Raw genomic sequence first — 22623 nt, 5'->3', positions numbered from 1 at the left:
TTCCGCACCCACCGCTTCCGCGTCCGGCCGCGTGCAGCCCGGTCAGCCCCCGTCGGCCCCGCCGGCCCCCTCGGTCCCGTCGGCCCCGTCGGTCCCGTCGGTCCCGTCGGTCCCGGAGTCGTCCCGCCGTTCCAGTCTGAACAGCCGGATCTCCCGCTCGACCCGTGCCTGATACGTCGCGTAGGGCGGCCAGAACTTCAGCGCCGTACGCCACACCGCCTCCCGTTCCGCCCCCTCCAGCAGCGTGGCGCGCACCGGAATGTCCCGGCCCTGCCAGTTGACGACGGCCCGGTCGGGCCCCGCCAGCAGATTCGCGGTCCAGGCCGGATGCCCCGTACGGCCGAAGTTGCTGCCGACCAGGATCCAGCTCTGCTCCGTCCCGTTCTCCGGCATGCAGGCCAGCGGAGTGGTCCTGGGCCGTCCGCTCCTCGCGCCCGGCACCGTCAGGATCAGCCCCGGCAGCATCTGGGCGCTGAGCAGCACCTTTCCGCGTGTGAGCCGGTGCACCGCGCGGTCCATGGCGGGGACGACGTGCGGGGCGATCCTCGCGAACGCGCGGGTGGAGGACACCTTCTGGACCAGCCGGACGCCGGGCGCCATCAGACCGCCACCCGCTCGGCCGATCCGGAGGCGGACGGCGCCGGGCCGCCGGACGTCCGCTCGGCGGGCACCCGACCGGCGGACACCTCACCGGCGGACGCCCGCCCACCGCTCGACGGCGCGAACAGCCCGGCCCGGTGGGCCGCATGGTCGCGGAGCCGGTGAACGGGGCCGAAGAGCAGTTCGTCGGCGGCGGCCCGCCGGAAGTACGGATGCGCCTCGTGCTCCCCGGCGAAACCGCTCCCGCCGGGCAGCTGAACGGCCTCGGCGGTGGTGATCCGCAGCGCCTCCAGCGCCTGGGCGAGGGCGAGGCCCCCGGCCGTCGGCTCCCAGACCGCGTAGTACGCGGCGGAGCGGGCCGCCTCCACCCGTACGTACAGATCCGCGAGGCGGGGCTCCACGGCGCGGGCGGAGCCGGTCGCTCCGCCGGGCCGCTCGCGCGCCCTGACGTGTGCGACGGTTCGCTCCAGCGCGCCCGCCGCCGCCCCCACCGCCTCCGCCGCGAGCAGGGCGGCGACCCCGCGCCCGGCCGAGGCGAGTGCGTCGGTCACGTCCACGGTGTCGTCCGCGCCGAGGAGTTCGGCCTCGGCGTCGCGGAGCTCGACGCGGGCCAGCGGGCGGGTCTCGTCCAGCGGGGTCAGGCGGGTGCGGACGACTCCGGCCGCCGTGTCCGGGCGGACCAGGAAGAGGAGCGTGCGGCTGCGCGGGAAGCCGCCGGTGTGGGCGGCGACCAGGAGGAGTCCCGCACTGTGCCCGTCGAGGACCTGGGCGGCCTCGCCGTACAGCCGCCAGCCCTCCGCGCCGCCGACCGGCCTGGCCTGTACGCCGCCGGCCCGGCCGCCCCCCGCCCAGGCGCCGCCGGTGGGGTCACCGGTGAGGCCGAGCGCGGTGGGGAGCGAGCCGCCGGGAACCGCCAGGGTCGCGCTCAGTGCGCCTGCGGCGATGCGCGGCAGCAGGGCGGTGCGCTGGGCGTCGGTGCCGAGCGCGACGATCAGGGGCGCGGCGAGTGCCGCGGTGGGGATCAGGGGCGACGGCAGCAGGGCGCGGCCGGTCTCCTCGCAGGCGACCGCGAGCTCGGCGAGCCCACGGCCGGTGCCTCCGTACTCCTCGGGGAGGGCGAGTCCGGGCAGTCCGGGATCCCGGGCGAGCCGGCGCCACAGGGCATCGTCGTACCCGTCGGCGGTCCGCACGGCGCTGCGGGCGTCGGCGGGTCCGCGGCGTTCGGCGAGCACCTCGCGCAGGGTGCGGCGGATCTCGTCCTGTTCCGCGGTGAAGGCGGCATCCATCGTCGGACTCCTTCCCGTCAGGGGCCTTCGACCCCTGATCTGACGGCCCGTCATGCTAGGCGGCAATCCACGAGATGCCCAGAGTCGCGCAACGGGAGGCGCGGGTGGCGCCGCAAAGATCCCGCCCGCCGACCGGTCCGCACTCCTGAAATCTGATGTACCGTCAGATTCATGCCTTCTTCCCACCGCAAGGTCGCTGTCGTCGGCATATCCCTCGCCGACTGCGGACGCGTCGACGAGGCCACGCCGTACGCCCTGCACGCCCAGGCCGCCCGCCGGGCGCTCGCCGATTCGGGCCTGGACCGGTCCGTCGTCGACGGTTTCGGCTCCGCCGGACTCGGCACGCTCGCCCCGGTGGAGGTCGCCGAGTATCTGGGGCTGAAGCCCACCTGGGTGGACTCCACCGCGGTCGGCGGCTCGACCTGGGAGGTGATGGCGGCCCATGCGGCGGACGCCATCGCGGCGGGTCACGCCAATGCCGTACTGCTGGTGTACGGGTCGACGGCCCGCGCGGACATCAAGGCGGGCCGCCGTACGTCCAGTCTCTCCTTCGGCGCGCGCGGCCCCCTCCAGTTCGAGGTGCCGTACGGGCATTCGCTGATCGCCAAGTACGCGATGGCCGCCCGCCGCCACATGCACGAGTACGGGACGACCCTGGAACAGCTGGCCGAGGTGGCCGTGCAGGCACGGGCGAACGCGGCGGCCAACCCGGACGCCATGTTCCGCGACCCGATCACCGTGGACGACGTGCTGTCGGGGCCGATGATCGCGGACCCCTTCACCAAGCTGCACTGCTGCATCCGCAGCGACGGCGGCTGCGCGGTGCTGCTGGCCGCGGAGGAGTACGTACCGGACACGGCGAAGGAACCGGTGTGGATCCTCGGTACGGGTGAGCACGCCTCGCACTCCACCATGTCCGAGTGGGACGACTTCACGGTCTCCCCCGCGGCGGTCTCGGGCCGCCTGGCGTTCGAACGGGCCGGGGTCCGGCCCGCGGACATCGACCTCGCCGAGATCTACGACGCGTTCACCTACATGACGCTGGTGACGCTGGAGGACCTGGGGTTCTGTGCGAAGGGCGAGGGCGGTGCGTTCGTGGAGAAGGGCCGGACCGGCCTGACGGGCGAGCTGCCGGTCAACACCGACGGCGGCGGCCTGTCCGCCTGCCACCCCGGGATGCGCGGGCTGTTCCTGCTGGTGGAGGCGGTACGGCAACTGCGCGGCGAGGCGGGCGGGCGCCAGGTGCGCAGGGCCGGCGGCCGGCTGCCCGAGCTGGCGGTGGCGTCGGGGACGGGCGGCTGGTTCTGCTCGTCGGGGACGGTGGTGCTGGGGCGGGGATAACGGCCTCGCCCGCGATGCCGTAAGGGGCCCATCACACCGCGACGACCGTGAGCGCTCCTTCAAGCCCCATGCGCTGCAATAGAGCCATGAGCGACGTACACAGGCCCCACGGACCGGGGACCGACACGCAGGGGACCGACGCACAGCAGGGCTTCCTGGACCTGCTCCACGCCCAGCGGGTCTGGGACGTGGACCTTCCCTCCTTCGACCCGGACACCGCGCCCCCCGCCCCGCTGCCCCTCTTCCACGCCTGGTTCGCCGAGGCCGTGGCCGCGGGGCAGACCGAGCCGCACACGATGTCGCTGGCCACCGTCGACGCCGACGGCCGCCCTGATGTGCGGACGCTGATGCTGCACGACGCGGACGAGCGCGGCTGGCACTTCGCCACACACCGCACCAGCGCCAAGGGCCGCCAGCTCGCCGCCCGCCCGCACGCCGCGCTCGCCTTCTACTGGCCGGTGCAGGGGCGGCAGGTGCGGGTGCGGGGGCCGGTCACCGAGACGAGCCGGGCGGAGAGCCTGGCCGATCTGCACGCCCGCTCGACCGGGGCCCTCGCCGCGGCGCTGACCGGGGCGCAGAGCGAGGTGCTGGGCTCGCGGGCGGAGCTGGCCCGGACCGCCGACGCCGCCCGGGAGCGGGCGCGGGCCGAGCCGGACGCGCAGGTCGCGAGCTGGACGCGGTACGTGGTCGAGCCGCAGGAGGTCGAGTTCTTCCAGGGCGACGCGGAGCGACGCCACGTACGGCTGCGCTACCGCCGGGACGGCGCGGACTGGACGCGGGAGCTGCTCTGGCCCTGAGGACCGCCCCGGCGGCCCGCCGGGGCGACGTTTCAGACCGACCGGCACATGGGGGGGTGGAAGAAGGAGCGGGGCCGGGTGCGCGCGGCTGCAAGGCGGAGGAGGGAGGCACGCGGAAAGAGCCCCTCCCATGCCTTTCGGGCTATGGGGGAGTTGTCGACCGACGACAACGCCGCAGATGCGCGTGCCCGGCCCCGCGACGCCGCCCCCCCATGTGCCGGCCGGTCTTATTCGGTTGAGACAGCGAAGGAGCACTATGGGAGACAGATGGAGACAGGTGAGGACTGGAGGCACCGATGAGCCGAACCCGTTCCCGTTACGCCGCCGACCGCGGGCTGACCACACGCATGGTGACCACCATGTTCCTGATCGGACTCCTGTACGTGGTCCTGGTGGGCGTGCTGCTCGCGGTGCTGCGCGGCGCCTGGCCGATCATTCTGATCCTGGTGGGCGGCATGTTCATCGCGCAGTTCTGGTTCAGCGACCGCATCGCGGCGTTCAGCATGGGCGCCCGGGAGGTCACCCCCGAGGAGGCCCCGGAACTGCACGGCACCGTCGACCGCATCTGCGCGCTGGCCGACATGCCCAAGCCCCGGGTGGCGATCGCCCAGAGCGATGTGCCGAACGCCTTCGCCACCGGCCGGAACGAGAAGACCGCTCTCGTCTGCGCCACCACCGGTCTGCTCCGCAGACTGGAGCCGGAGGAGCTGGAGGGCGTGCTCGCGCACGAGATGTCGCACGTCGCGCACCGGGACGTCGCCGTCATGACGATCGCCTCGTTCCTCGGAGTGCTCGCCGGCGTCATCACCCGCGTCGCCCTGTGGGGCGGCCTGTCCCGCAACAGCCGGAGCAATGACCCCGTCGGCATCGCGATCATGCTCATCCCGCTGGCCAGTGCCGTCGTGTACTGCCTCAGCTTCCTGCTCACCCGGCTGCTCTCGCGCTACCGCGAGCTCTCCGCCGACCGCACCGCCGCCCTGCTCACCGGGCGCCCCTCGGCGCTGGCCTCCGCCCTCACGAAGGTGAGCGGCCAGATGGCCCGCATCCCGACCGAGGACCTGCGGAAGGCGGAGCCGTACAACGCCTTCTACTTCATGCCCGCGTTCTCCTCCAAGGAGAGCCTGAGCCGACTGCTCTCCTCCCACCCGACCCTCGAACAGCGCCTCGACCAGCTGGCCCGCATCTCCGCCGATCTCGCCCGCCCGTAAGGAACGTCCATGGGTCTTCTCGACACCATCCTGGGCCGCAGCAAGCCGGTCCGTCCCGACCTCGACCAGCTCTTCGCCGTACCCTCCGCCGCGCTCACCCTCCAGGCGGGCGCCGGCTTCGCCCCCACCGGTCTCGGCTCGGTCTGCTTCTCGGGCGTCGAGGGCGGCACCTTCGCCCGGATCCAGCAGGACGTGCGCGAACTGCTCGACGCCGACACCGACCGGGGCGGCATCCCGGTGGAGTTCAGCCAGGACAGCTACGGCTACACCTGGCTGCTCGCCCGCCGGCCGGCCGATGACACGGCTTCCCTGGTCAACGATCTGCACGCGGTCAACACCCTGCTTCAGGACGGCGGCTTCGGGCCGCAGCTGCTCTGCTCGCTGATCGGCTTCCGGGACGCGCGGGAGCGTCCGCTCGCCCTGGTCTACCTCTACAAGCGCGGCACGTTCTATCCGTTCGCACCCCTGCCCGGCGGCGTCGAGAAGCGGGACAACCAGCTGGAGTTGCAGGTCAGAGCGGTACTCGGGGACGACCTCAGGATGGAGAAGGATCTGGCCCGGTGGTTCCCGGTGTGGGGGGCGCCCGGATTGTGAGCCGGGCGCGGAACCCATCCGTATCATCAGGTCCATGACTGCCGAGCACCCCGCCCCCGCCGGTGGGCAGCGCGCGTCCGACGCCGACCGCGAAGCGGTGGTGGACCAGTTGAGGGAGGCCGCGGCCGAGGGCCGCATCGACCTCGACGAGCTGGACACACGACTGGGCGCGGCACTGGTCGCCAAGACCTACGCCGAGCTGGCGCCCCTCACCGCCGACCTGGGGCCCGCGCCGCAGGACGCGGGGAAGCCGCTGGTCCTCAGGGGCGGTGTCCACGGCACGGCGCGCACCGGGCGCTGGAAGGTTCCCGCGCACATCGATGTGGACGCCGGCATGGGCGGCGCCAGGCTCGACTTCACGCAGGCCGAGTGCCGACTGCGCGAGATCTTGCTGCAGGTCGACGGGCAGATGGGCGGGGTCAGGATCACCATCCCCGCGGGCTGGACCGCGGAGACCGACGAGGTCGACCCCGCCATGGGCGGAGTCAAGGACCGGACCACGGCGGAACGGCTCCCGGGTGCCCCGCTGATCCGCATCACCGGCACGGCCGGCATGGGCGGTGTGGTCGTCCGCCACCCCGGCGCGTGGGAGCGGTGGAAGCTGCGGCGCAGCAGGTCGCGCTGAGTCATGCCGGATGGGCGGCGGAGCCGGGGCCGTCCCACGGCCGGAAGACCGGGACGGCCTCCCCGCCCGCCTCGTGCCGGAAGGCGACCCTGAGCCGCATGCCGATCGCCAGGCCGGACTCCGCGCACTCCACGATCTCCGTCATCATCCGCGGCCCCTCGGCCAGGTCGACGACGGCGGCGGTGTAAGGGACGCGGGCGCCGAACGGCGGCAGGTCGTTGCGGTGGACGACGGACCACGTGTACAGCGTGGCCTCCCCGCTCGCCCGCTCCCAGGCGACGTCCTCGCTCCAGCAGTGCGGGCAGAACTCGCGGGGGTAGTGATGGGCGCGCCCGCAGGCGCGGCAGCGGCGCAGCAGCAACTGCCCCCGGGCGGCGGCGTCCCAGAAGGGGCGCGTGAAGGCGTCGGGCTCGGGGAGGTCGAAACGTACGGCGGCCGCGGTCACAGGAAGAGTCCGATCGCTTCGTCGAGGGACCAGGTCTGCCAGGACATGGCGAACAGCGCGACGAGCGAGATGAGCGCCATCATCGCGTTCTGCCCCTGTTCGGCCCAGTCGTGGATCATCAGCACGAGATAGAGGAGGTTGAGCAGGAGCCCGGCGACGAGGGCGACGGGAGTGAGAAATCCGGTGATCAGGCCGAGTCCCAGGGCGAGTTCGGCGTACACGACGACGTAGGCCATGGCCTTGGGGCGCGGGGCGACGATCCGCCGGAAGCCGGTGCGGACGGCCGCCCAGCGGTGCTTGCCCGCCACGTCCGCGGCCCAGGCGATCCCGGTACCACGCTCGAACCAGCCCTTCTTGTCCTTGTGCCGCCAACTCTCCAGCCACCACAGGCCGAGGCCTATCCGGAGAACGGCGAGCCACTCGGCTCCGCCGAGCCAGATCGTCTGCATGGGACCTCCCGGTCACTGAATCTGACGGTACGTCAGTTCACCTGATGGGGGCGGCTCACGCAAGAGGCGTGCGGAATGTGCGCCGGAGGCACACACCCGTGATCCATTCGCAACCGATTCCGGTCTTGACCGAGACCCATCAAGCGAGTGCGCGATTACGCTCCGAACCATGTCCGACAGCGCACCTACCGCCGGTAGCCCCGCCCCGGCCCCCACCGGCCTCACCGAGGACCGGCCCGTGTACGTCATCGGGGGCGGTCCGGGCGGCCTCGCCGCCGCCGCGGCCCTGCGCGAGCATGGGGTACGGGCGGTCGTGCTGGAGAAGTCGGCGAACGTGGGGGCGTCCTGGCGCCGTCACTACGACCGGCTGCACCTCCACACGACCCGGCGCTGGTCCGCACTGCCGGGGCTCGCCATGCCGCGCCGGTTCGGACGCTGGGTGGCCAGGGACGATGTGGTGCGCTACCTGGACAAGTACGTCGAGCACCACGAGCTGGAGGTGGTGACCGGCGTCGAGGTGTCCCGCATCGACCGGGCCCCGGACGGGGCGGGCTGGCACCTGACCGCGACCGGCGGCCGGTTGCTGACCGGCCGGGCCGTCGTCGTCGCCACCGGTTACAACCACACCCCGCGCATCCCAGACTGGCCCGGCCGCGACACCTACACCGGCGACCTGGTGCACGCCTGCGACTACCGCAACCCGGCTCCGTTCGCGGGCAAGGACGTCCTCGTCGTCGGCATCGGCAACACGGGTGCGGAGCTCGCCGTCGACCTGGTGGAGGGCGGGGCGTCCCGGGTACGGATCGCCGTGCGCACCGTGCCGCACATCGTGCGCCGCTCGACCGCGGGCTGGCCCGCCCAGGCGACCGGCATCCTGGTACGCAGACTGCCGGTCCGGCTGGTCGACCGGGCCGGTCGCCTGATGGCCCGCATCGCCGTTCCCGACCTCGCCGCGCAAGGGCTGCCGCGCCCGGACACCGGCCTGTACTCACGGGTCAGGAACGGTGCCATCCCGGTGCAGGACGTGGGGCTGATCGACGCGGTGAAGAGCGGCCGGGTGGTGCCGGTGGCAGCCGTCGCGTCGTTCGACCAGAGCGCGGTGGTGCTGGCCGACGGAGAACGGATCACCCCGGACGCGGTGATCGCGGCGACCGGCTACCACCGGGCCCTGGAGGGGCTGGTCGGCCACCTCGGCGTGCTGGACGCACGGGGCAGACCGGTGGTGCACGGCGGCCGCACGCCCAAGCAGGCGCCCGGTCTGTACTTCACCGGGTTCACCAACCCGATCAGCGGCATGTTCCGCGAAATGGCCCTGGACGCACGGAAGATCGCGAAGCGGCTGTCACGCAGGGGCTGACCGTTCGGGGGCCGGACGGGGGCCTGCGCGCGGGCGTCGGACGTAACGCGGGAGCCCGTCGGGCGTAACGCGGGAGCGCGTCGGACGTAACGCTGGAGCGCGTCGGTCGAGATCGTCCGCTCATCGATGGTGACGCCCTCGCCGTGCACGAAGCCCTTGCGGATCGCGTATCGCGGGCCGTCCGGCCCGAGCGGCCTCCATCGAGTCGGATCGGCACTCGCGGCAGTGGCCCGGCTCCGGTGCGGAAACAACGCCTCAGGCGCGGCGGACCCGCCAGAGCCATGCTGCCGTGCCGGCCAGCAGGACGAGCATCGCCAGGTTGGCCAGGAGGGCCGGGACATCGCCCGCCGGGCCGCCGCCGGACAGGTTCCAGGTGGCGATGACGGCACTCGGCAGGACGGCGGCAAGCAGTACGCCGGTGGTCTTCTGGACGGCGACCCAGTGCACCGAGGTGCAGAGAAGCACCGCGCCGGTGACGCGCAACAGGACGCCGAACAGCGGCCCGGGGAGGTCGGGGAAGACCATCATGAAGGGCAGCGAGAGAGTGAGCATCAGGAGCGGGACCAGGGGATGCACCTTGCCACGCCCCGCGGGTGCATCGACACCGCTCCGGGCCGGGGCCCCGGCGGCGCCGTTCCCCACCTCGGCCAGTGCCGTCGCCGCGATCGTGCGGGGGTCCCCCAGCTCCGCCAGGACCTCGCCGATCACGGCATCGGGACGCTCGGCGCGTGTCACCTCGATGTGTTCGGCGAGGTCGGCGAGGAGTTCCTGGCGACGGTCGGCGGGGAGCGCGGAGGCCTCGCGCTCGACGGCGGAGAGGTAGTCGCGTACGAGGTCGGCAGAGGTCTTCATGCGAGGTCTCCGGTATCGGGGTGCGGGGTGGTCAGGAAGGTGTCGACGGCGTTGCGGAAGCCGGGCCAGACGCGGGCGAACTCGTCGAGCGCGGCCCGGCCGCTGTCGGTGAGCGCGTAGTAGCGACGGGGTGGGCCGGAGGTGGACTCCTGCCAGGTAGTGGTGACCAGGTCCTCGCGGCGGAGCCGGGACAGCAGCGGGTAGACCGTGCCCTGGCTGGTGGCCAGGGCACCGGAGTCCTCCAAGGCATGGAGGAGTTCCACGCCGTAGCGGGGGCGGTCCCGCATCAGGGCGAGTACGCAGTACTCCAGGACACCCTTGCGCAGCTGGGCGGCTGCCCGGGCCTGCCTGGCCGAATCGCTTGGTTCCATGCAATGCAAGATACCTGGTGGGGCAAGCAGATGAGAAGGGGGGCGCGAATCCCCTTGACCCATCGGTCCGGTGGCGCCGACGCTTACGGCCTTCTGGATCGTCACCAGGCCGTGATCGGGCGGGTGACTCCGACGAACCAACATGCCCTCGCCCGCCACCGGGGCCACGGCTCAAAAGCCTCCGCGCTCGCCAGGTTCCCCAGGGATGGGCCGACGACGGTGAACGGCGGCCGTAACTCCGGCCTACTGGTTGGACGTTCAAGATCGGCAAGGGGTGGTACGACGGGGTGTGCGGCGGGGGTGTGCGCTCGGTCCGCCGCCCCGTTCGCCGCCCCGTCTGCGTACCGTTGCCGCATGGACGTGTTCGACGAGTTGTTGCGTGGCGTGCGGGGGAAGGGGTCGCTCTTCGGTCGTTCGGTGCTGTATCCACCGTGGTCGCTGAGGTTCACGGACGGCGCCTATCTGACCCTGTGCATGCCGCTGCGCGGCGAGGGGTGGATCGTCCCGGACGGCGGCGGAGGGGACGGCGCCGGCAAGGGCGGGGCGGACGGCAACGGCAGCGGTGATCTCGCCGCGCGCCGGGTGCGGGCCGGCGAGGCCGCGATCGTGCGGGGCCCTGCCCCGTTCGTCTTCACCGACGCACCGGCCACGGACACGGTCCCGGGACCGGGCGCGTCCGTGCACGAGGTGCACTGGGGAACCGGCCCCGGAAGAGACCCGGCGCCGCCGGACGAAATCAGCGGCCCCACCGTCCTGCTGGCCGCCGCCTACGACGTGCACGCCGAGGTCCCGCAGCGGCTGCTCCGGGTCCTTCCGCCGGTGCTCGTCGTGCCGGACGAAGAGGACTGTTCGCCGCTGCGCGACTATCTGGAGACGCAGATCGGCGGGGCGCGGCCGGGTCGGCAGATCGTGCTGGACCGGCTGCTGGACTGGCTGCTGGTGTGCACGCTCCGTGACTGGTTCGACCGCCCGGAGGCGGCCCCGCCCGCCTGGTACCACGCCCTCGGCGACGAGATCGCCGGCCCGGCCCTGAGCGCCCTGCACGAGGACCCGGCGCATCCGTGGACGACGGCGGAGCTGGCCGCACGCGCCGGGGTCTCACGGACCACGTTCGCCAAACGGTTCACGGAGCTGGTCGGGGAGGGCCCGGTGGCGTATCTGACCGAATGGCGCATGACGCTCGCCGCCGACCTGCTGAGCCGCCAGGACCTGACGGTGGCGGCGGTGGCCCGCCGGGTGGGATACGCCGACGCGTTCGGTTTCAGCGCGGCGTTCAAGCGGGTCCGGGGCGTCAGCCCGAGCACGTACCGCCGTGCGCCCGGGGCACGGGGCGAGCCGGACCGGGAGTCCCCGGCAGGCTGACGCCCCGCCCCACTGCCCGGCCGATCCCGGCCCCGGCCCGGCCCTGTTCTCGTACAGCTACGGCGAACGGACATGTAGCGCTGGGTAACGCTCGGGGTCGCGTTCGCCGTGAAGGCCGGCGGTGCGGCGGTTGGCGGTAGCGACGATTCCGTTTCGAGGTCGGTTTGTCGGACTTCTCTTGCCCGACGAGTCGTCAGGGTGATGCCGCAGCACATGCCGGATTTACTGCGGCAGGACCTCTACCTCGGTCATCACGAACTGCGGCGGGCCACTCCGGCGCCGGGGCGAGGTATACGCATGCACCGCGGCAGCGCCGGAAGGGCGGGGCGGGCATGGCGATCGAACCGGTGACCGAACTCGGCCGGTGCCGGCGCCAGGGCCGGATCGACGGCGACCCGACTCGATGATGCCGGCCCGCTCCCGCCACGCCTGCGTCCGCTCCCTGGAGCGATACGCCCGCCCCGGAGCCGACGCGGTCGCCCGGCACGTCGTCCAGCGTGATCCCGCTGCATGCCGCCGAGGCTGAACCGGGTACCTCGGCGGGGCGGAATGTCGTTGAGGTGTGACGACCGACAGGCCGGCGGGCGCTGCCGCGCCACCCCAGGTGCTCGGCGCTTCTGTGGCCGAGGACTGATCGGCACATGGCGAAACGCTGACACCAGGTCAGCCACGGCGTGGCGGGACCAGGCCGGCCTCGTACGCGGCAATGGCCGCTTCCACCCGGTTGCGCGCGCCCAGCTTCGCCAGCACCGCGCTGACGTGCGCCTTCACCGTGCCCTCGACCAGGTGCAGCCGGCTCGCGATCTCCGCGTTGGACAACCCCGCACCGAGTCCGGCCAGCACCTCGCGTTCCCGCTCCGTGAGCCGCTCCAGCGAGCGGTGAGGATGTGCCGCCCGGTGCGCGCGCAGCCCGGCGATGACCCGGCCGGCGACACGCGGGGACAGGTAGGCTCCGCCGGCTCCCACTGCCCGTACCCCGTTGAGCAGTTCCCTCGGGTCGTCCGCCTTCAGCAGGAAGCCGTCGGCCCCCTCCTCCAGGGCGCGGGTGACGTACTCGTCCTGGCCGAAGGTCGTCAGCATGATCACACCGACGGCCGTCAGCTCCCGGTGGAGCCGCGCCACTGCCGTCAGCCCGTCCAGGCCGGGCATCTGGATGTCCAACAGGACCACGTCCGGCCGATGCCGGCGGGTGAGCGCGATGGCCTCGTGCCCGTCACTCGCCTCGGCGACCACCTCGACGTGCGTGTCCCTGGCCAGGATGGCCCGCACCCCCGCCCGGACCATCGCCTCGTCGTCGGCCACCAGGACCCGGACCGGCCGGCTGCCGGGTGTCGTCTCTTTCACGCGGCGAGCCTACGGCCGGCGCACCACCGAGCGGATGGCGAGCCCCACAGATCCGCCCCGGGTCGGGGCGCACCCCCGACGAAGGGCAGGACGCCGATGCCGTTCGGCCAATGGGCGCCGGCGCCGCGGACTCCTAGCGTCGCTTCCGTACGGGAAACGAGGCGGCCGCCCTGGGCCCACCACGCGTCGGTGTGCGCCGCCGTCGACTTCCGCGAGCTGCATTCCGCGGTCCGCGACCGACACGAAGGAACTCCGTGATCACCGTCCGAGGACTCACCAAACGCTACGGCGACACCCTCGCCGTGGACGAGCTGACATTCGATGTCCGGGCCGGCCGCGTGACCGGCTTCCTCGGCCCCAACGGGGCCGGGAAGTCCACCACGATGCGCATGATTCTGGGCCTGGACCGTCCTACACGCGGGCGGGCCCTGATCGCCGGCCGGCCCTACGCGGACCTGCGACGGCCGCTGTGCACGGTCGGCGCGATGCTGGACGCCCGGGCCGTCCACCCCGCCCGTTCCGGCCGCACGCACCTCGTCGCCCAGGCCCGGGCCAACGGCATCCCGGTACGCCGCGTGGACGAGGTGCTGGAGAGCGTGGGCCTGACCAAGGCGGCCCGCCGGCCGGCGGGCGAGTACTCGCTCGGCATGAGCGGGCGACTCGGGGTGGCGGGCGCCCTGCTCGGCGATCCGCCGGTGCTCGTCCTGGACGAGCCGGTCAACGGCCTCGACCCGGACGGCGTGCGGTGGATCCGCCGGCTCGTCCGCGACCAGGCGGCGGAAGGACGCACCGTATTCCTCTCCAGCCACCTGATGAGCGAGATGCAGCTGACGGCCGACCATCTCGTCGTCATCGGCCGTGGTCGGCTGCTGAGCGACACATCCATGACGGAGTTCCTCGCCGCCGCCTCTTCAGCGGCGGCACGCGCCGTGGTGCCCGACCCCGAGGAAAGAGCGACGCTGGTCCGTCGCCTGACGACGGCCGACGGGGTGAGTGTCGAGACGTCCGCGTCCGGCGAACTCACCGTCGAGGGTCGCACCGCCGCCGAGATCGGCGACCTGGCCCACCACTGCCGAGTCCGGTTGCACCAGCTGAGCGACGTCCGGGTCTCGCTGGAGCAGGCGTACATGGACCTGACCGCACGCAGCGTCGAGTACACGACGGGCGGCAGCAGCACGGACACGACCGCCGCGGGCGCAGCGCCGAACGAAGGAGGACGACAGTGACCACCCCGACGGCACCTGTCGGGCGGACGGACCGGTCGCGGGCCGTCCCCGACGCTCCCGACGGGGGCGCACCCGGTGGCTTCGCCGGGGCGACCGCCTCGGAATGGACCAAACTGTGGTCCGTCCGAGCCCCCTGGCTCTGCCTTCTGGCGGGCCTTGCGATCACCGGTGTCTTCACCTACTACTACGCCTCGATCGCCCGTATCAACGAGCATCCGGTCCAGCCCGTCGGGAACGCGGCGGCCTCCTCCGCCGTCCTCGTCCAGTTCGCCGTCGTCGTCCTGGCCACGGTCGCGGTCACCTCCGAATACTCGACGGGAAGCGTGCGGGCTTCCCTGCTGTCGGTGCCCCAGCGGCATCGGGTCCAGGCGGCGAAGGCATTGGTGGCGGCCATGGTCGCGTTCGTCGCCGGCACCACGTTCGCCTTCGTGGGGACGGCGGTGGCCTGGGTGGCGTTCGACGGACGGGCCTCCTTCGGGGCCGGCCCGACCCTCCTGCAGGTCCTCGCGGTCGGTCTTTACCAGGCGCTGGTCGCCGTGCTGACTGTCGGGGTGGCGTTCGCCGCGCGCCACCCGGCCGGCGCGCTCTCCATCCTCGTCACCCTCTTGTGGGCATTGCCGAGCGTGCTCCTGGGGCTCGGCGGCCCGACGCTCGCGGACGTCAACGACCATCTGCCGCACGGAGCCGGAGACCACTTCATGCGCCTCGGCGCCGAGGCCCCGTACGGGCCGGCGACGGCGGTCCTGATCGTGGCGGCGTGGGCCGTGACCGCGCACCTGATCGGCCTGTACGTGCTGCGCCGCAGGGACGCCTGACCCCGCGTCGGGTACCGGCCCGGACGTTCTTGCCGTGCCCCCTCGCAGGGCGTCCGGCCCCGTCCCACAGAATCGACCCGGGCAGGTGAGGACATTCACCGGAAGGACGGTCGGCACTCCATGCCGCACACGCGCATACCCCCGGTCGGATCCGTGTGCGGCGATGTGGTGCTGTGGGGCGTGCTCGCTGCCGCCACCAGCTACGGATTCCGGGATGCGGGCGCAGCCGCCTCGCCGGCCCTGGACCTGTACCTGCCGTTGGCCGTCCTGGCGTTGGCCGTACCGCTGTCCCGCCGTCGGCCGGTGCCCGCGGTCGTCCTGGCCAACGGGCTGTGCGCGCTGGGCCTGGCCGACTCCGCGACCCCCGGCAACGCCCACGTCCTGTCGCTTGCCGTCCTGAGCTGTCTGCTGGGCGCCCGGGTCGTCGCGGCACGGCGCCCGCTCCTGGTGCTCGCCGGGTGCCTCGCGGCCGACCTCGTGACGTGCGCGGTGCTGCGGACACAGGCCGTGTGGTGGTTCTACGCCCTGACCGTGCTGCCCGCCGCCCTCCTGCTGCCCTGGTTGGCCGGACGGCACTGGCGTGGCCGACGCGAACTCGTACGGGAGGGCTGGCGGCTGGCCCGGAGCCTGGAAGAGCGGCAGCGTCTGGTCGCCGAGCGGGCGCGGCTGACCGAACGCGCGGACATCGCGGCCGACATGCACGACTCCCTCGGGCACGCTCTGAGCCTGGTCGCCCTGCGTGCCGGGGCCCTGGAACTCTCCCCCGACCTCACCGACCGCGACCGCACCGACCTGGCCGAGTTGCGCGGGACGATCGCGGACGCCGTGGAGCAACTGCGGGAGACCGTCGCTGTCCTGCACGACCCGACCGGAACGGAACCGGGCGCGGGTCTGTCCGTCACCGACACCCTTGAGGACCTTCTCGGACGGGCGGTCGCCTCCGGGGTTCCGGTGCGCTGGGAGCGGCGCGGGGCGATGCCCGCGCTGCCCTCCTTGATCGAACGGGGAATGTACCGGGCGGTGCAGGAGGCTCTCACCAACGCGGTGAAGCACGCGCCGGGCAGTGCGATCCGGGTACACATCACACACGAGGCCGCCCGTACCCACGTGAGCGTCGTGAACGCCGCTCCGCCGACCGACGGGTCGGCGCACGCGGCCGAAGGCCCGACGGTCGGCGTCGGCCGCCGGGGCCTGACGGGGCTTCGGGAGCGTGTGACGGTTCTCGGCGGCTCCCTGTGGACCGGCCCGTATCAGGGCGGATTCCGCGTCACCGCCGTCCTCCCGCACACGACCACGGCCCGCCCGGGGAGATCGGCGCCGGAACCCGGGACCGCGCCCGGAACACAGACCAGAACCCGCGGGCGGCAGACCGAGGCCGCGTTGCCATCCGGAACTGCTCTCCACCCGGCCCCGGACACGGATACCATCGCGCCGGAGTCCGCCAAGCGGCTCGCCTCCGTACGGAGCGCCGCCCGCCGCCGCTCCGTCGCCGCCTTCGCGGCGCCTGTCGTCGCAGCCGCCTTCTTCGTGCCCGCCGCCGTCTACCTGGCCTGGCAACTGACGACGAGCGTGCTGCCGCCCTCCCGGTTCGACGAGCTGACCACCGGCCGGCCGCGCGCCGAACTCGCCCCCCTGCTGCCGGCCCACGCCTACCCCTACCCGCCCGACCACGCCCGTTCCGCATCCCGGCCGCCCGGCGCCCGTTGCGAGTTCTACCGTTCCGGCCGCGACCTGTTGCACGAGGTCGACCTCTACCGGCTCTGCTGGTCCGGCAACACACTGGTGACGAAGGACACCGTGCCCGCGAGCCGACCCTGACCCGCGACATCTGCCGATCGCGCGACAGCTCCACCGGACACAGCTCGGTGGCCGGCCACGCGGCCAGCCGGTCCTGGTCCTCCTCGGTGTTCGCCCGGAACCCGTACGCCTCGCGGATCTCGCCCCGGTGCCGCTGGATCGCCTTGCTCTGCCGGTCGTAGTCCGCCCACGCCTCTGCCGGCACCTCGACCTGCTGGGCCACGTACTCCACCGAGGCGCCCGGCGAGGGGCAACGACGACCATGGCATCACACAGCGCTACATGTCCGTTCGCCGTAGCTGTACGAGAACAGGGCCGGCTCAGCCGGTCCAGGCGCCCGCGTCCGCGGCCCTGCGCACGAACTCGCCGAAGTCCCGCGGCTCGCGCCCCAGCGCACGCCGCACGCCGTCGACGACCGGAGCCTCCTGGCTCGTACGGATCGGCTTCATCGCGTCCGCCCACAGCACCGCCTCTTCCGGGGCCATCCCCTGGGCGACCAGCCCGGCCCGGAACTCCTGCTCGGGAACCGGGACATAAGCGGCCCGCCGCCCGGTGACCTTCGCGATCTCGGCCAGCGCTTCGTCGACGGTGAGCGCCCTCGTCCCGGACAGCTCGTACACCTGGCCCTCGTGACCGGGCCGGGTGAGCGCGGCGACGGCGACGTCCGCGATGTCGTCCGCGTCGACGAACGCGGCGGCCCCGTCCCCCGCGGGCAGCGCCAGCTCACCGCCCGTCACCCCGTCGAGGAACACCCCCTCACTGAAGTTCTGCGCGAACCAGCCGGGCCGCAGGATCGTCCACGGCACCCCCGAGGCCCGCACCGCGATCTCCCCCTCCATGTGCGGCCCGGCCCCGTCGTAGGAATCCCCGAAGTACCCCGGCACGTCGACGCCCCGGGCGGACAACAGCACCAGCCGCCCGATCCCGGCCGCCGCGGCCCGCTCCACCAGGGCGGGGGTCCGGGAGGGAGTCAGGTCCAGCGGAACGATGTACGCCGCCGCGGCCCCCTCCAGCGCGGCATCCCAGGTCCCCGGGTCGGCCCAGTCGAACGGCGTCTCCCCGGACCGCGACGCCACCCGCGTCTCCACCCCTTGCCCCCGCAACCGGTCCACGACCCTGCGCCCGGTCTTCCCGGTACCGCCGATCACGAGTACGGGCCGGTCCGAATCGCTCCGTGCTTCCTGCGCCTGCTGTGCGTTCTGTGTCATACGGGAAGCCTGTCCCGACACCCCGGCCACCGGCCATGTCCCGGAATCCGGAATGGATGTCCGGACGTCCGCGGCAGCCTTTGCCTGCACGCCCATTCCTGACGGGCCGTCAGTTCAGTAACCTGACAGTGTGTCAGCTTCAGGCTGGCCGAGCACGATCACCCGACGGACCTCTAGCAGGAGTGGGCGGAACGATGCTTGGATCGACTCACGGCACCCTCACCACCGACTTCCGCGCCAGGGTGGTGGCCTGCGGCGAAGAGCCGTACGCCATCGTCCACAGCATGGCGGCCGCCGCCGCGGAGGGCGATCTCGATGTCAGCGGCCGCCCGCTGCACGCGCCGGTGCCGGATCTGGACCGGTTCTTCCGGCCCGAGTCCGTCGCCGTCATCGGCGCGTCCGACACCGAGGGGCGGCCCAATACCGGGATCACCCGACAGCTGATCGGCTGGGCCGAGCGCGTCGGGGCGCGGCTGTATCCCGTGCATCCCAGTCGGGAGTCCGTGTTCGGGCGGCCCTGTTCCCCTTCCGTCGCGGACCTGCCGGAGCAGGTCGATCTGGCCGTGCTGCTGGTCGGTGATCCGCTCCCGGTCATCGAGGAACTCGCACAGGCCAAGGTGAAGTTCGCCGTCGCCTTCGCCTCCGGGTTCGCCGAGACCGGCGAGGAGGGAGCCGCCGCCCAGGCGCGACTGGCCGCGGCGGTGGAACGGTCCGGGCTGCGGCTGCTCGGGCCGAACACCAACCTCAACGCCTTCGAGAGGTTCCGGGACGACCTGGACGGGCCGGCCATCGCGCTGATCACCCAGTCCGGTCACCAGGGCCGCCCCGTCTACACCCTTCAGGAGCTGGGCGTACGGCTCTCGCACTGGGCGCCCACGGGCAACGAGGCCGATCTGGAGACCGCCGATTTCATCTCGTACTTCTCGCAGCGCCCCGAGGTCGGGGCCATCGCCTGCTACGTCGAGGGGCTCAAGGACGGGCGCTCCTTCCTGCTGGCCGCGGACCGGGCGGCACGGGCCGGTGTTCCGGTGGTGGCGGTCAAGGTGGGGCGTACGGAGACGGGGGCCAGGATGGCCGCGTCACACACCGGCAAGCTGACCGGCGCCGACCAGGTGGTGGACGCGGCGATGCGGCAGTTCGGCGTGATCCGGGTGGACGGGCTCGACGAACTCCAGGACACCGCGGCCCTGCTGGCCCGCGCGCGGAAGCCCCGGGCCGACGGGGTCGTCGTGTATTCGATCTCGGGCGGCACGGGCGCGCACTTCTCGGACCTGGCGACCGGCGCGGGACTGAAGATCCCCACCCTGTCCGAGGAGAAGCAGCGCGAGCTGCACGAGTGGATCCCCGGCTATCTGAACGTGGCGAACCCGGTCGACAACGGCGGCCACCCGGTCGGCGACTGGCGCGGCCGGAAGATCATCGACGCGATCCTCGCCGACCCCGACGTGGGGGTCCTGATCTGTCCGATCACCGGCCCCTTCCCCCCGATGAGCGACAAACTCGCGCAGGACCTGGTGGACGCGGCGGAGGCCACGGACAAGCTGGTGTGCGTGGTGTGGGGTTCGCCCGTCGGTACGGAGGAGGCGTACCGCACGACGCTGCTGGGCTCGTCCCGCGTCGCCACCTTCCGTACCTTCGGCAACTGCATCACCGCCGTGAAGGCATATCTGGACCACCACCGGTTCACCGCCTCCTACCGCTCCCCCTTCGACGAGGCGCCGCGCACGCCGTCGCCCTCGTTCCGCAAGGCCCAGGCACTGATGCGCCCGGGACAGCAGCTGAGCGAGCACGCGGCGAAGCAATTGCTGCGGGCGTACGGAATCCGCGTTCCGCGCGAGCAGCTGGTGACCAGCGCCGCCGCGTCCGTCCGGGCGGCGGGACTGGTCGGCTACCCGGTCGTCATGAAGGCGTCGGGCGCCCGGCTCGCCCACAAGACCGAGCTGGGCCTGGTCAAGGTCGGGCTCACCTCCGCGAGCCAGGTGCGCGACGCGTACCGGGAACTGACCGACATCGCGCGGTACGAGGGCATCGAGCTGGACGGCATCCTGGTCTGCCAGATGGTCGAGCGGGGCGTCGAGATGATGGTCGGGGTCACGCAGGACGCGTTGTTCGGACCGACGGTGACGGTCGGGCTCGGTGGCGTGCTGGTCGAGGTGCTGCACGACGCGGCGGTTCGCGTACCGCCGTTCGGCGAGGACCAGGCGCGGTCGATGCTCGGCGAACTGCGTGGCCGGGCCCTGCTGGAGGGCGTGCGCGGCGGCCCGCCGGTGGACGTGGACGCGCTCGTCGAGGTCGTACTGCGGGTGCAGCGGATGGCGCTGGAACTGGGCGACGACCTCGCCGAGCTGGACATCAACCCGCTGATGGTGCTGGGGCGGGGGCAGGGCGCGGTGGCGCTGGACGCGCTGGCCGTCTGCCGCTGACCGGTCACCCCGTCGACCGCCTCTGTGGCCGCGCCACCGGCCACACCACACACCCAGGAGCTGCCTCATGCCGTCCTCCCCCGAAGACACCGCCGAGTCCGTCGAACCGCTTGATTCATTGGTACTCCACGCCACTGACAACGGCGTCTCCTGGATCACGCTCAACCGTCCCGAGGCGATGAACGCCGTCACCTGGGACCAGCGGGAACGCGTCATCGCTCTGCTCGCCGAGGCCTCCGCCGACCCGGCCGTCCGGGCCGTCGTCCTCACCGCCGCCGGCCGCGGCTTCTGCGCGGGCGCCGACCTGCGCGGCGCCCCGGCGACGGGCGACCGGGTGCCGGGTGATGTCGCCCGCACCATCCGGCTCGGCGCCCAGCGTCTGATCGCCGCGGTCCTGGACTGCGAGAAGCCGGTGATCGCGGCCGTCAACGGCACGGCGGCCGGCATCGGCGCACACCTCGCTTTCGCCTGCGATCTGGTGCTGGCCGCCGAGTCGGCGAAGTTCATCGAGGTGTTCGTACGCCGTGGCCTCGTGCCCGACGGCGGCGGCGCGTACCTGCTGCCGCGCCTGATCGGACCGCAGCGCGCCAAGGAACTGATGTTCTTCGGCGACTCGCTCCCGGCGGCGGAGGCGGAACGGCTGGGTCTGGTCAACCGGGTCGTCCCGGACGAGGAGTTGGCGGCAACCGCCCGCGCGTGGGCGCAGCGGCTGGCCGAGGGGCCGACCCGGGCGATCGCCCTCACCAAGCAACTGGTGAACGCATCGCTGGACGCCGACCGGGCGACGGCCTTCGCGGCGGAGGCGAATGCCCAGGAGATCAATATGACGACGCAGGACGCCAACGAGGGGGTGGCGAGCTTCGTGGAGCGGCGCACGCCGAAGTACCGGGGACTGTGAGCGACCCTGGGGCGCTCACGGTCCCCGCTCACCTGATACCGGGTGGGACTGCCCGGGATCCGCAGCCACCAGACCTCTCCGGCGCTGTGCGGCCGGGACCCGCCGGTCGGTGTCGGCGGGCCACCGGCGGGTCCCGGCCACAGCCTGCCTACTCCTCGGCGAAGACATCCTCGACGGACGTGGCGGCGGGAGCACGCAGAAGCCAGCGGCTCAGAACGTCGAGGTCGGTACAGCCCACGATGCGTTCACGGGCCTCGTCGGGCACATCGACACCGGCCCGGGCAAGGAAGAGCAAGATGCCCCGCGCAATTCCTTCTGCGCGGCCTTCGTCCCGGATTTCTTCCGACATGAAGGACTTGTAAAAGGAAAGATCCACAGCCACCAGGTTCCTCCACTGTTGTGCGGCCGGGCGGTTGCCCAAGCCTTGTGCGGTGAGCTCGACGATGGGGTTGGGTTTCCTAGACGTGTCGATCGGTGGGATGGGAGCTGTCGGTCCGGCAGTCGGGGCACTCTCCTGACTCCGCCGCGCGGAATGCCCGGTCGCAGCTCTCGCAGTTCTGCAGCGGGAGGGGCCGGGGCGGGACATCGGCCGGGGGTCTGAACGGGGGCGGTGGCGGAAGCCGGGCCGTGAGCCGGTGCGCGAGGAGCCCGGCCGGGCGGAGCAGCCGTTCGGGTGGGAGTTCGCTGGTCAGGGCGTGTTCTACGGCCGCCGGGCCGACTTCGCGCTCCAGCCATGCGGCGACCCCCGGGGCCAGGACGTCGACGTCCTGTGCGGAGAGCAGCAGGCGCGGGTCCTTGTGGTGCAGCCCGGCGATCAGGTCGGCTGCGGTCCGGAGGAGGGACGCCGCGGGAAAGGCCGGCTGCGGTACGAGCAGGGGCGTGGCCCGGCCGTGCGGGGCGCGGTCACGGCGTGGTGTGGGCTCGCGGCGCGGTGTGGGCAGAGTGCGGGCCGCAGATCCGAGCGGACGCGTGTCGTCGGCCTCGGTCTCCCGGCGTGGTCGGCCGGGCGCGGGCGGCCGGACCTTCCGTTGCGGGTGCGGCGGACGGTCACGACCCGGCCGGGTGTCTGCGGGCCGCCGGCCGGCGGGCTGGTTGCAGGAGACGGTACGCGTGACGATGCGGCCGTCGGCCAGGCGCGTGCGGGTGCGTCGGAGGTAGCCGTGGGCTTCGAGTTCGCGTAACGCGGCGGCGATCCGGCCCTCGCTCTCAGGGAAGCGGGCGGTGAGGTCCTTGATGCCGATCCCGGATCCGGCGGGAAGCGACTGGATGTGCGCGGCGAGCCCGATCGCGGTGAGGGAGAGCTCGTGGTGCTGAGTCAGGTGATTGCCCACGACCGTGAAACGACTGGTGTGCCGGGAGTTGTTGTGCACGACACCGGAGTACAGCGTTGCGTCTTCGCGTGTGCGGGACGGGGGGCGCGAAGGCCCGCTAATCTGCTGGGTATCCATCGGGAAGGCCTGTCTTCCTCGTTGGTCAGGCCCTCGATCGGGATGCCAGTCCCGGCCGGGGGCCGTCGCATGTCTGGGGTGATTCGTCGCGGCGAGCATATGCCGGCCAACCGACCCGAACAGCAGACAAGTTGGCCAATCTCACCCATGTGGGTGACGGACGGCAGGGTGGGGTCG

The 22623-nt window shown here is 72.6% G+C and carries 21 protein-coding genes and 2 pseudogenes; 12 read left to right on the top strand and 11 right to left on the bottom strand.

Annotated features, from left to right (window positions below):
* Positions 1–123: 123 nt before the first annotated feature.
* Both ACIQCZ_RS01825 and ACIQCZ_RS01820 read right to left on the bottom strand, forming a co-directional pair.
* Positions 124–600 (bottom strand): annotated as a pseudogene (locus ACIQCZ_RS01825) (nitroreductase/quinone reductase family protein); the annotation flags it as partial.
* Positions 600–1886, bottom strand: a complete 1287-nt coding sequence (locus ACIQCZ_RS01820) for an acyl-CoA dehydrogenase family protein (RefSeq protein ID WP_402278740.1) — start codon at positions 1884–1886, stop codon at positions 600–602. The pseudogene ACIQCZ_RS01825 and the gene ACIQCZ_RS01820, both read right to left, overlap by 1 nt.
* A gap of 171 nt (positions 1887–2057) precedes the next feature.
* Here ACIQCZ_RS01820 and ACIQCZ_RS01815 point away from each other — a divergent pair, with 171 nt between their 5' ends.
* From ACIQCZ_RS01815 to ACIQCZ_RS01795, 5 genes are all read left to right on the top strand, one after another.
* Positions 2058–3227, top strand: a complete 1170-nt coding sequence (locus tag ACIQCZ_RS01815) for a thiolase C-terminal domain-containing protein (protein WP_402278738.1) — start codon at positions 2058–2060, stop codon at positions 3225–3227.
* A gap of 86 nt (positions 3228–3313) precedes the next feature.
* Positions 3314–4024, top strand: a complete 711-nt coding sequence (locus ACIQCZ_RS01810) for a pyridoxal 5'-phosphate synthase (protein ID WP_402278736.1) — start codon at positions 3314–3316, stop codon at positions 4022–4024.
* A gap of 296 nt (positions 4025–4320) precedes the next feature.
* On the top strand, positions 4321–5232 hold the full coding sequence (htpX, locus tag ACIQCZ_RS01805) for a zinc metalloprotease HtpX (protein WP_402278735.1): 912 nt from the start codon (positions 4321–4323) through the stop codon (positions 5230–5232).
* Positions 5233–5241: 9 nt separating this feature from the next.
* On the top strand, positions 5242–5826 hold the full coding sequence (locus ACIQCZ_RS01800) for a hypothetical protein (RefSeq protein WP_402278733.1): 585 nt from the start codon (positions 5242–5244) through the stop codon (positions 5824–5826).
* 34 nt (positions 5827–5860) lie between these two features.
* Entirely contained in the window at positions 5861–6451 is a 591-nt protein-coding gene (locus ACIQCZ_RS01795) for a DUF1707 domain-containing protein (RefSeq protein ID WP_402278731.1), read from the top strand.
* A 1-nt stretch (position 6452) separates the two neighbouring features.
* On the opposite strand, the gene ACIQCZ_RS01790 is transcribed toward ACIQCZ_RS01795, so the two are convergent.
* The gene (locus ACIQCZ_RS01790; RefSeq protein WP_402278729.1) at positions 6453–6896 is read right to left on the bottom strand and encodes a Zn-ribbon domain-containing OB-fold protein; all 444 of its coding nucleotides are present in this window, start codon (positions 6894–6896) and stop codon (positions 6453–6455) included.
* Complete coding sequence (locus ACIQCZ_RS01785) at positions 6893–7345, bottom strand: DoxX family protein (protein WP_402278727.1); 453 nt, start codon at positions 7343–7345, stop codon at positions 6893–6895. Before ACIQCZ_RS01785 ends, ACIQCZ_RS01790 begins: the two co-directional genes overlap by 4 nt.
* Positions 7346–7514: 169 nt before the next feature.
* On the opposite strand from ACIQCZ_RS01785, the gene ACIQCZ_RS01780 reads away from it, so the two are divergent.
* Positions 7515–8702, top strand: a complete 1188-nt coding sequence (locus ACIQCZ_RS01780) for a flavin-containing monooxygenase (protein WP_402278725.1) — start codon at positions 7515–7517, stop codon at positions 8700–8702.
* A 255-nt stretch (positions 8703–8957) separates the two neighbouring features.
* On the opposite strand, the gene ACIQCZ_RS01775 is transcribed toward ACIQCZ_RS01780, so the two are convergent.
* Both ACIQCZ_RS01775 and ACIQCZ_RS01770 read right to left on the bottom strand, forming a co-directional pair.
* Positions 8958–9554 (bottom strand): HAAS signaling domain-containing protein, encoded by a 597-nt coding sequence (locus tag ACIQCZ_RS01775; RefSeq protein ID WP_402278724.1) that lies wholly within the window; start codon positions 9552–9554, stop codon positions 8958–8960.
* A complete protein-coding gene (locus ACIQCZ_RS01770; protein ID WP_402278722.1) occupies positions 9551–9925 on the bottom strand; it encodes a PadR family transcriptional regulator in 375 nt (124 codons plus the stop codon). The genes ACIQCZ_RS01775 and ACIQCZ_RS01770 overlap by 4 nt, the downstream gene beginning before the upstream one ends.
* Positions 9926–10279: 354 nt before the next feature.
* Between ACIQCZ_RS01770 and ACIQCZ_RS01765 the strand changes: the two genes are divergently transcribed.
* A complete protein-coding gene (locus ACIQCZ_RS01765; RefSeq protein WP_402278721.1) occupies positions 10280–11287 on the top strand; it encodes an AraC family transcriptional regulator in 1008 nt (335 codons plus the stop codon).
* Positions 11288–11950: 663 nt separating this feature from the next.
* Here the strand turns inward: ACIQCZ_RS01765 and ACIQCZ_RS01760 are convergent.
* Complete coding sequence (locus ACIQCZ_RS01760; RefSeq protein ID WP_402278719.1) at positions 11951–12631, bottom strand: response regulator; 681 nt, start codon at positions 12629–12631, stop codon at positions 11951–11953.
* 254 nt (positions 12632–12885) lie between these two features.
* On the opposite strand from ACIQCZ_RS01760, the gene ACIQCZ_RS01755 reads away from it, so the two are divergent.
* From ACIQCZ_RS01755 to ACIQCZ_RS01745, 3 genes are all read left to right on the top strand, one after another.
* On the top strand, positions 12886–13857 hold the full coding sequence (locus ACIQCZ_RS01755; RefSeq protein ID WP_402278718.1) for an ATP-binding cassette domain-containing protein: 972 nt from the start codon (positions 12886–12888) through the stop codon (positions 13855–13857).
* Positions 13854–14672 (top strand): ABC transporter permease, encoded by an 819-nt coding sequence (locus tag ACIQCZ_RS01750; protein ID WP_402278716.1) that lies wholly within the window; start codon positions 13854–13856, stop codon positions 14670–14672. The genes ACIQCZ_RS01755 and ACIQCZ_RS01750 overlap by 4 nt, the downstream gene beginning before the upstream one ends.
* A 120-nt stretch (positions 14673–14792) precedes the next feature.
* Positions 14793–16490: a sensor histidine kinase gene (locus ACIQCZ_RS01745; RefSeq protein WP_402278714.1), complete on the top strand. Its 1698-nt coding sequence runs from the start codon at positions 14793–14795 to the stop codon at positions 16488–16490.
* Positions 16491–16554: 64 nt separating this feature from the next.
* On the opposite strand, the pseudogene ACIQCZ_RS01740 reads toward ACIQCZ_RS01745, so the two are convergent.
* Both ACIQCZ_RS01740 and ACIQCZ_RS01735 read right to left on the bottom strand, forming a co-directional pair.
* Positions 16555–16701: pseudogene (locus ACIQCZ_RS01740) on the bottom strand (DUF4158 domain-containing protein); the annotation flags it as partial.
* Between the two features lie 88 nt (positions 16702–16789).
* A complete protein-coding gene (locus ACIQCZ_RS01735) occupies positions 16790–17677 on the bottom strand; it encodes an NAD(P)H-binding protein (protein ID WP_402278712.1) in 888 nt (295 codons plus the stop codon).
* Positions 17678–17871: 194 nt separating this feature from the next.
* On the opposite strand from ACIQCZ_RS01735, the gene ACIQCZ_RS01730 reads away from it, so the two are divergent.
* Both ACIQCZ_RS01730 and ACIQCZ_RS01725 read left to right on the top strand, forming a co-directional pair.
* On the top strand, positions 17872–20100 hold the full coding sequence (locus ACIQCZ_RS01730; protein WP_402278710.1) for an acetate--CoA ligase family protein: 2229 nt from the start codon (positions 17872–17874) through the stop codon (positions 20098–20100).
* Between the two features lie 67 nt (positions 20101–20167).
* Entirely contained in the window at positions 20168–20998 is an 831-nt protein-coding gene (locus ACIQCZ_RS01725) for an enoyl-CoA hydratase/isomerase family protein (protein ID WP_402278708.1), read from the top strand.
* A gap of 148 nt (positions 20999–21146) precedes the next feature.
* Here the strand turns inward: ACIQCZ_RS01725 and ACIQCZ_RS01720 are convergent, their stop codons facing one another.
* Together ACIQCZ_RS01720 and ACIQCZ_RS01715 are read right to left on the bottom strand one after the other, a co-directional pair.
* Positions 21147–21380 carry a hypothetical protein gene (locus ACIQCZ_RS01720; RefSeq protein ID WP_402278706.1) on the bottom strand — a complete coding sequence of 78 codons (234 nt, stop codon included), beginning with the start codon at positions 21378–21380 and terminating at the stop codon, positions 21147–21149.
* Between the two features lie 76 nt (positions 21381–21456).
* A complete protein-coding gene (locus ACIQCZ_RS01715) occupies positions 21457–22446 on the bottom strand; it encodes a helix-turn-helix domain-containing protein (protein WP_402278704.1) in 990 nt (329 codons plus the stop codon).
* Positions 22447–22623 lie beyond the last annotated feature (177 nt).

Origin of the sequence: Streptomyces sp. NPDC093149, from assembly GCF_044754145.1 — a bacterium.
GTDB lineage: Bacteria > Actinomycetota > Actinomycetes > Streptomycetales > Streptomycetaceae > Streptomyces.
The sequence above is the reverse complement of the archived record's forward strand: the minus strand, read 5'-3'. Positions and strand labels throughout refer to the sequence as shown.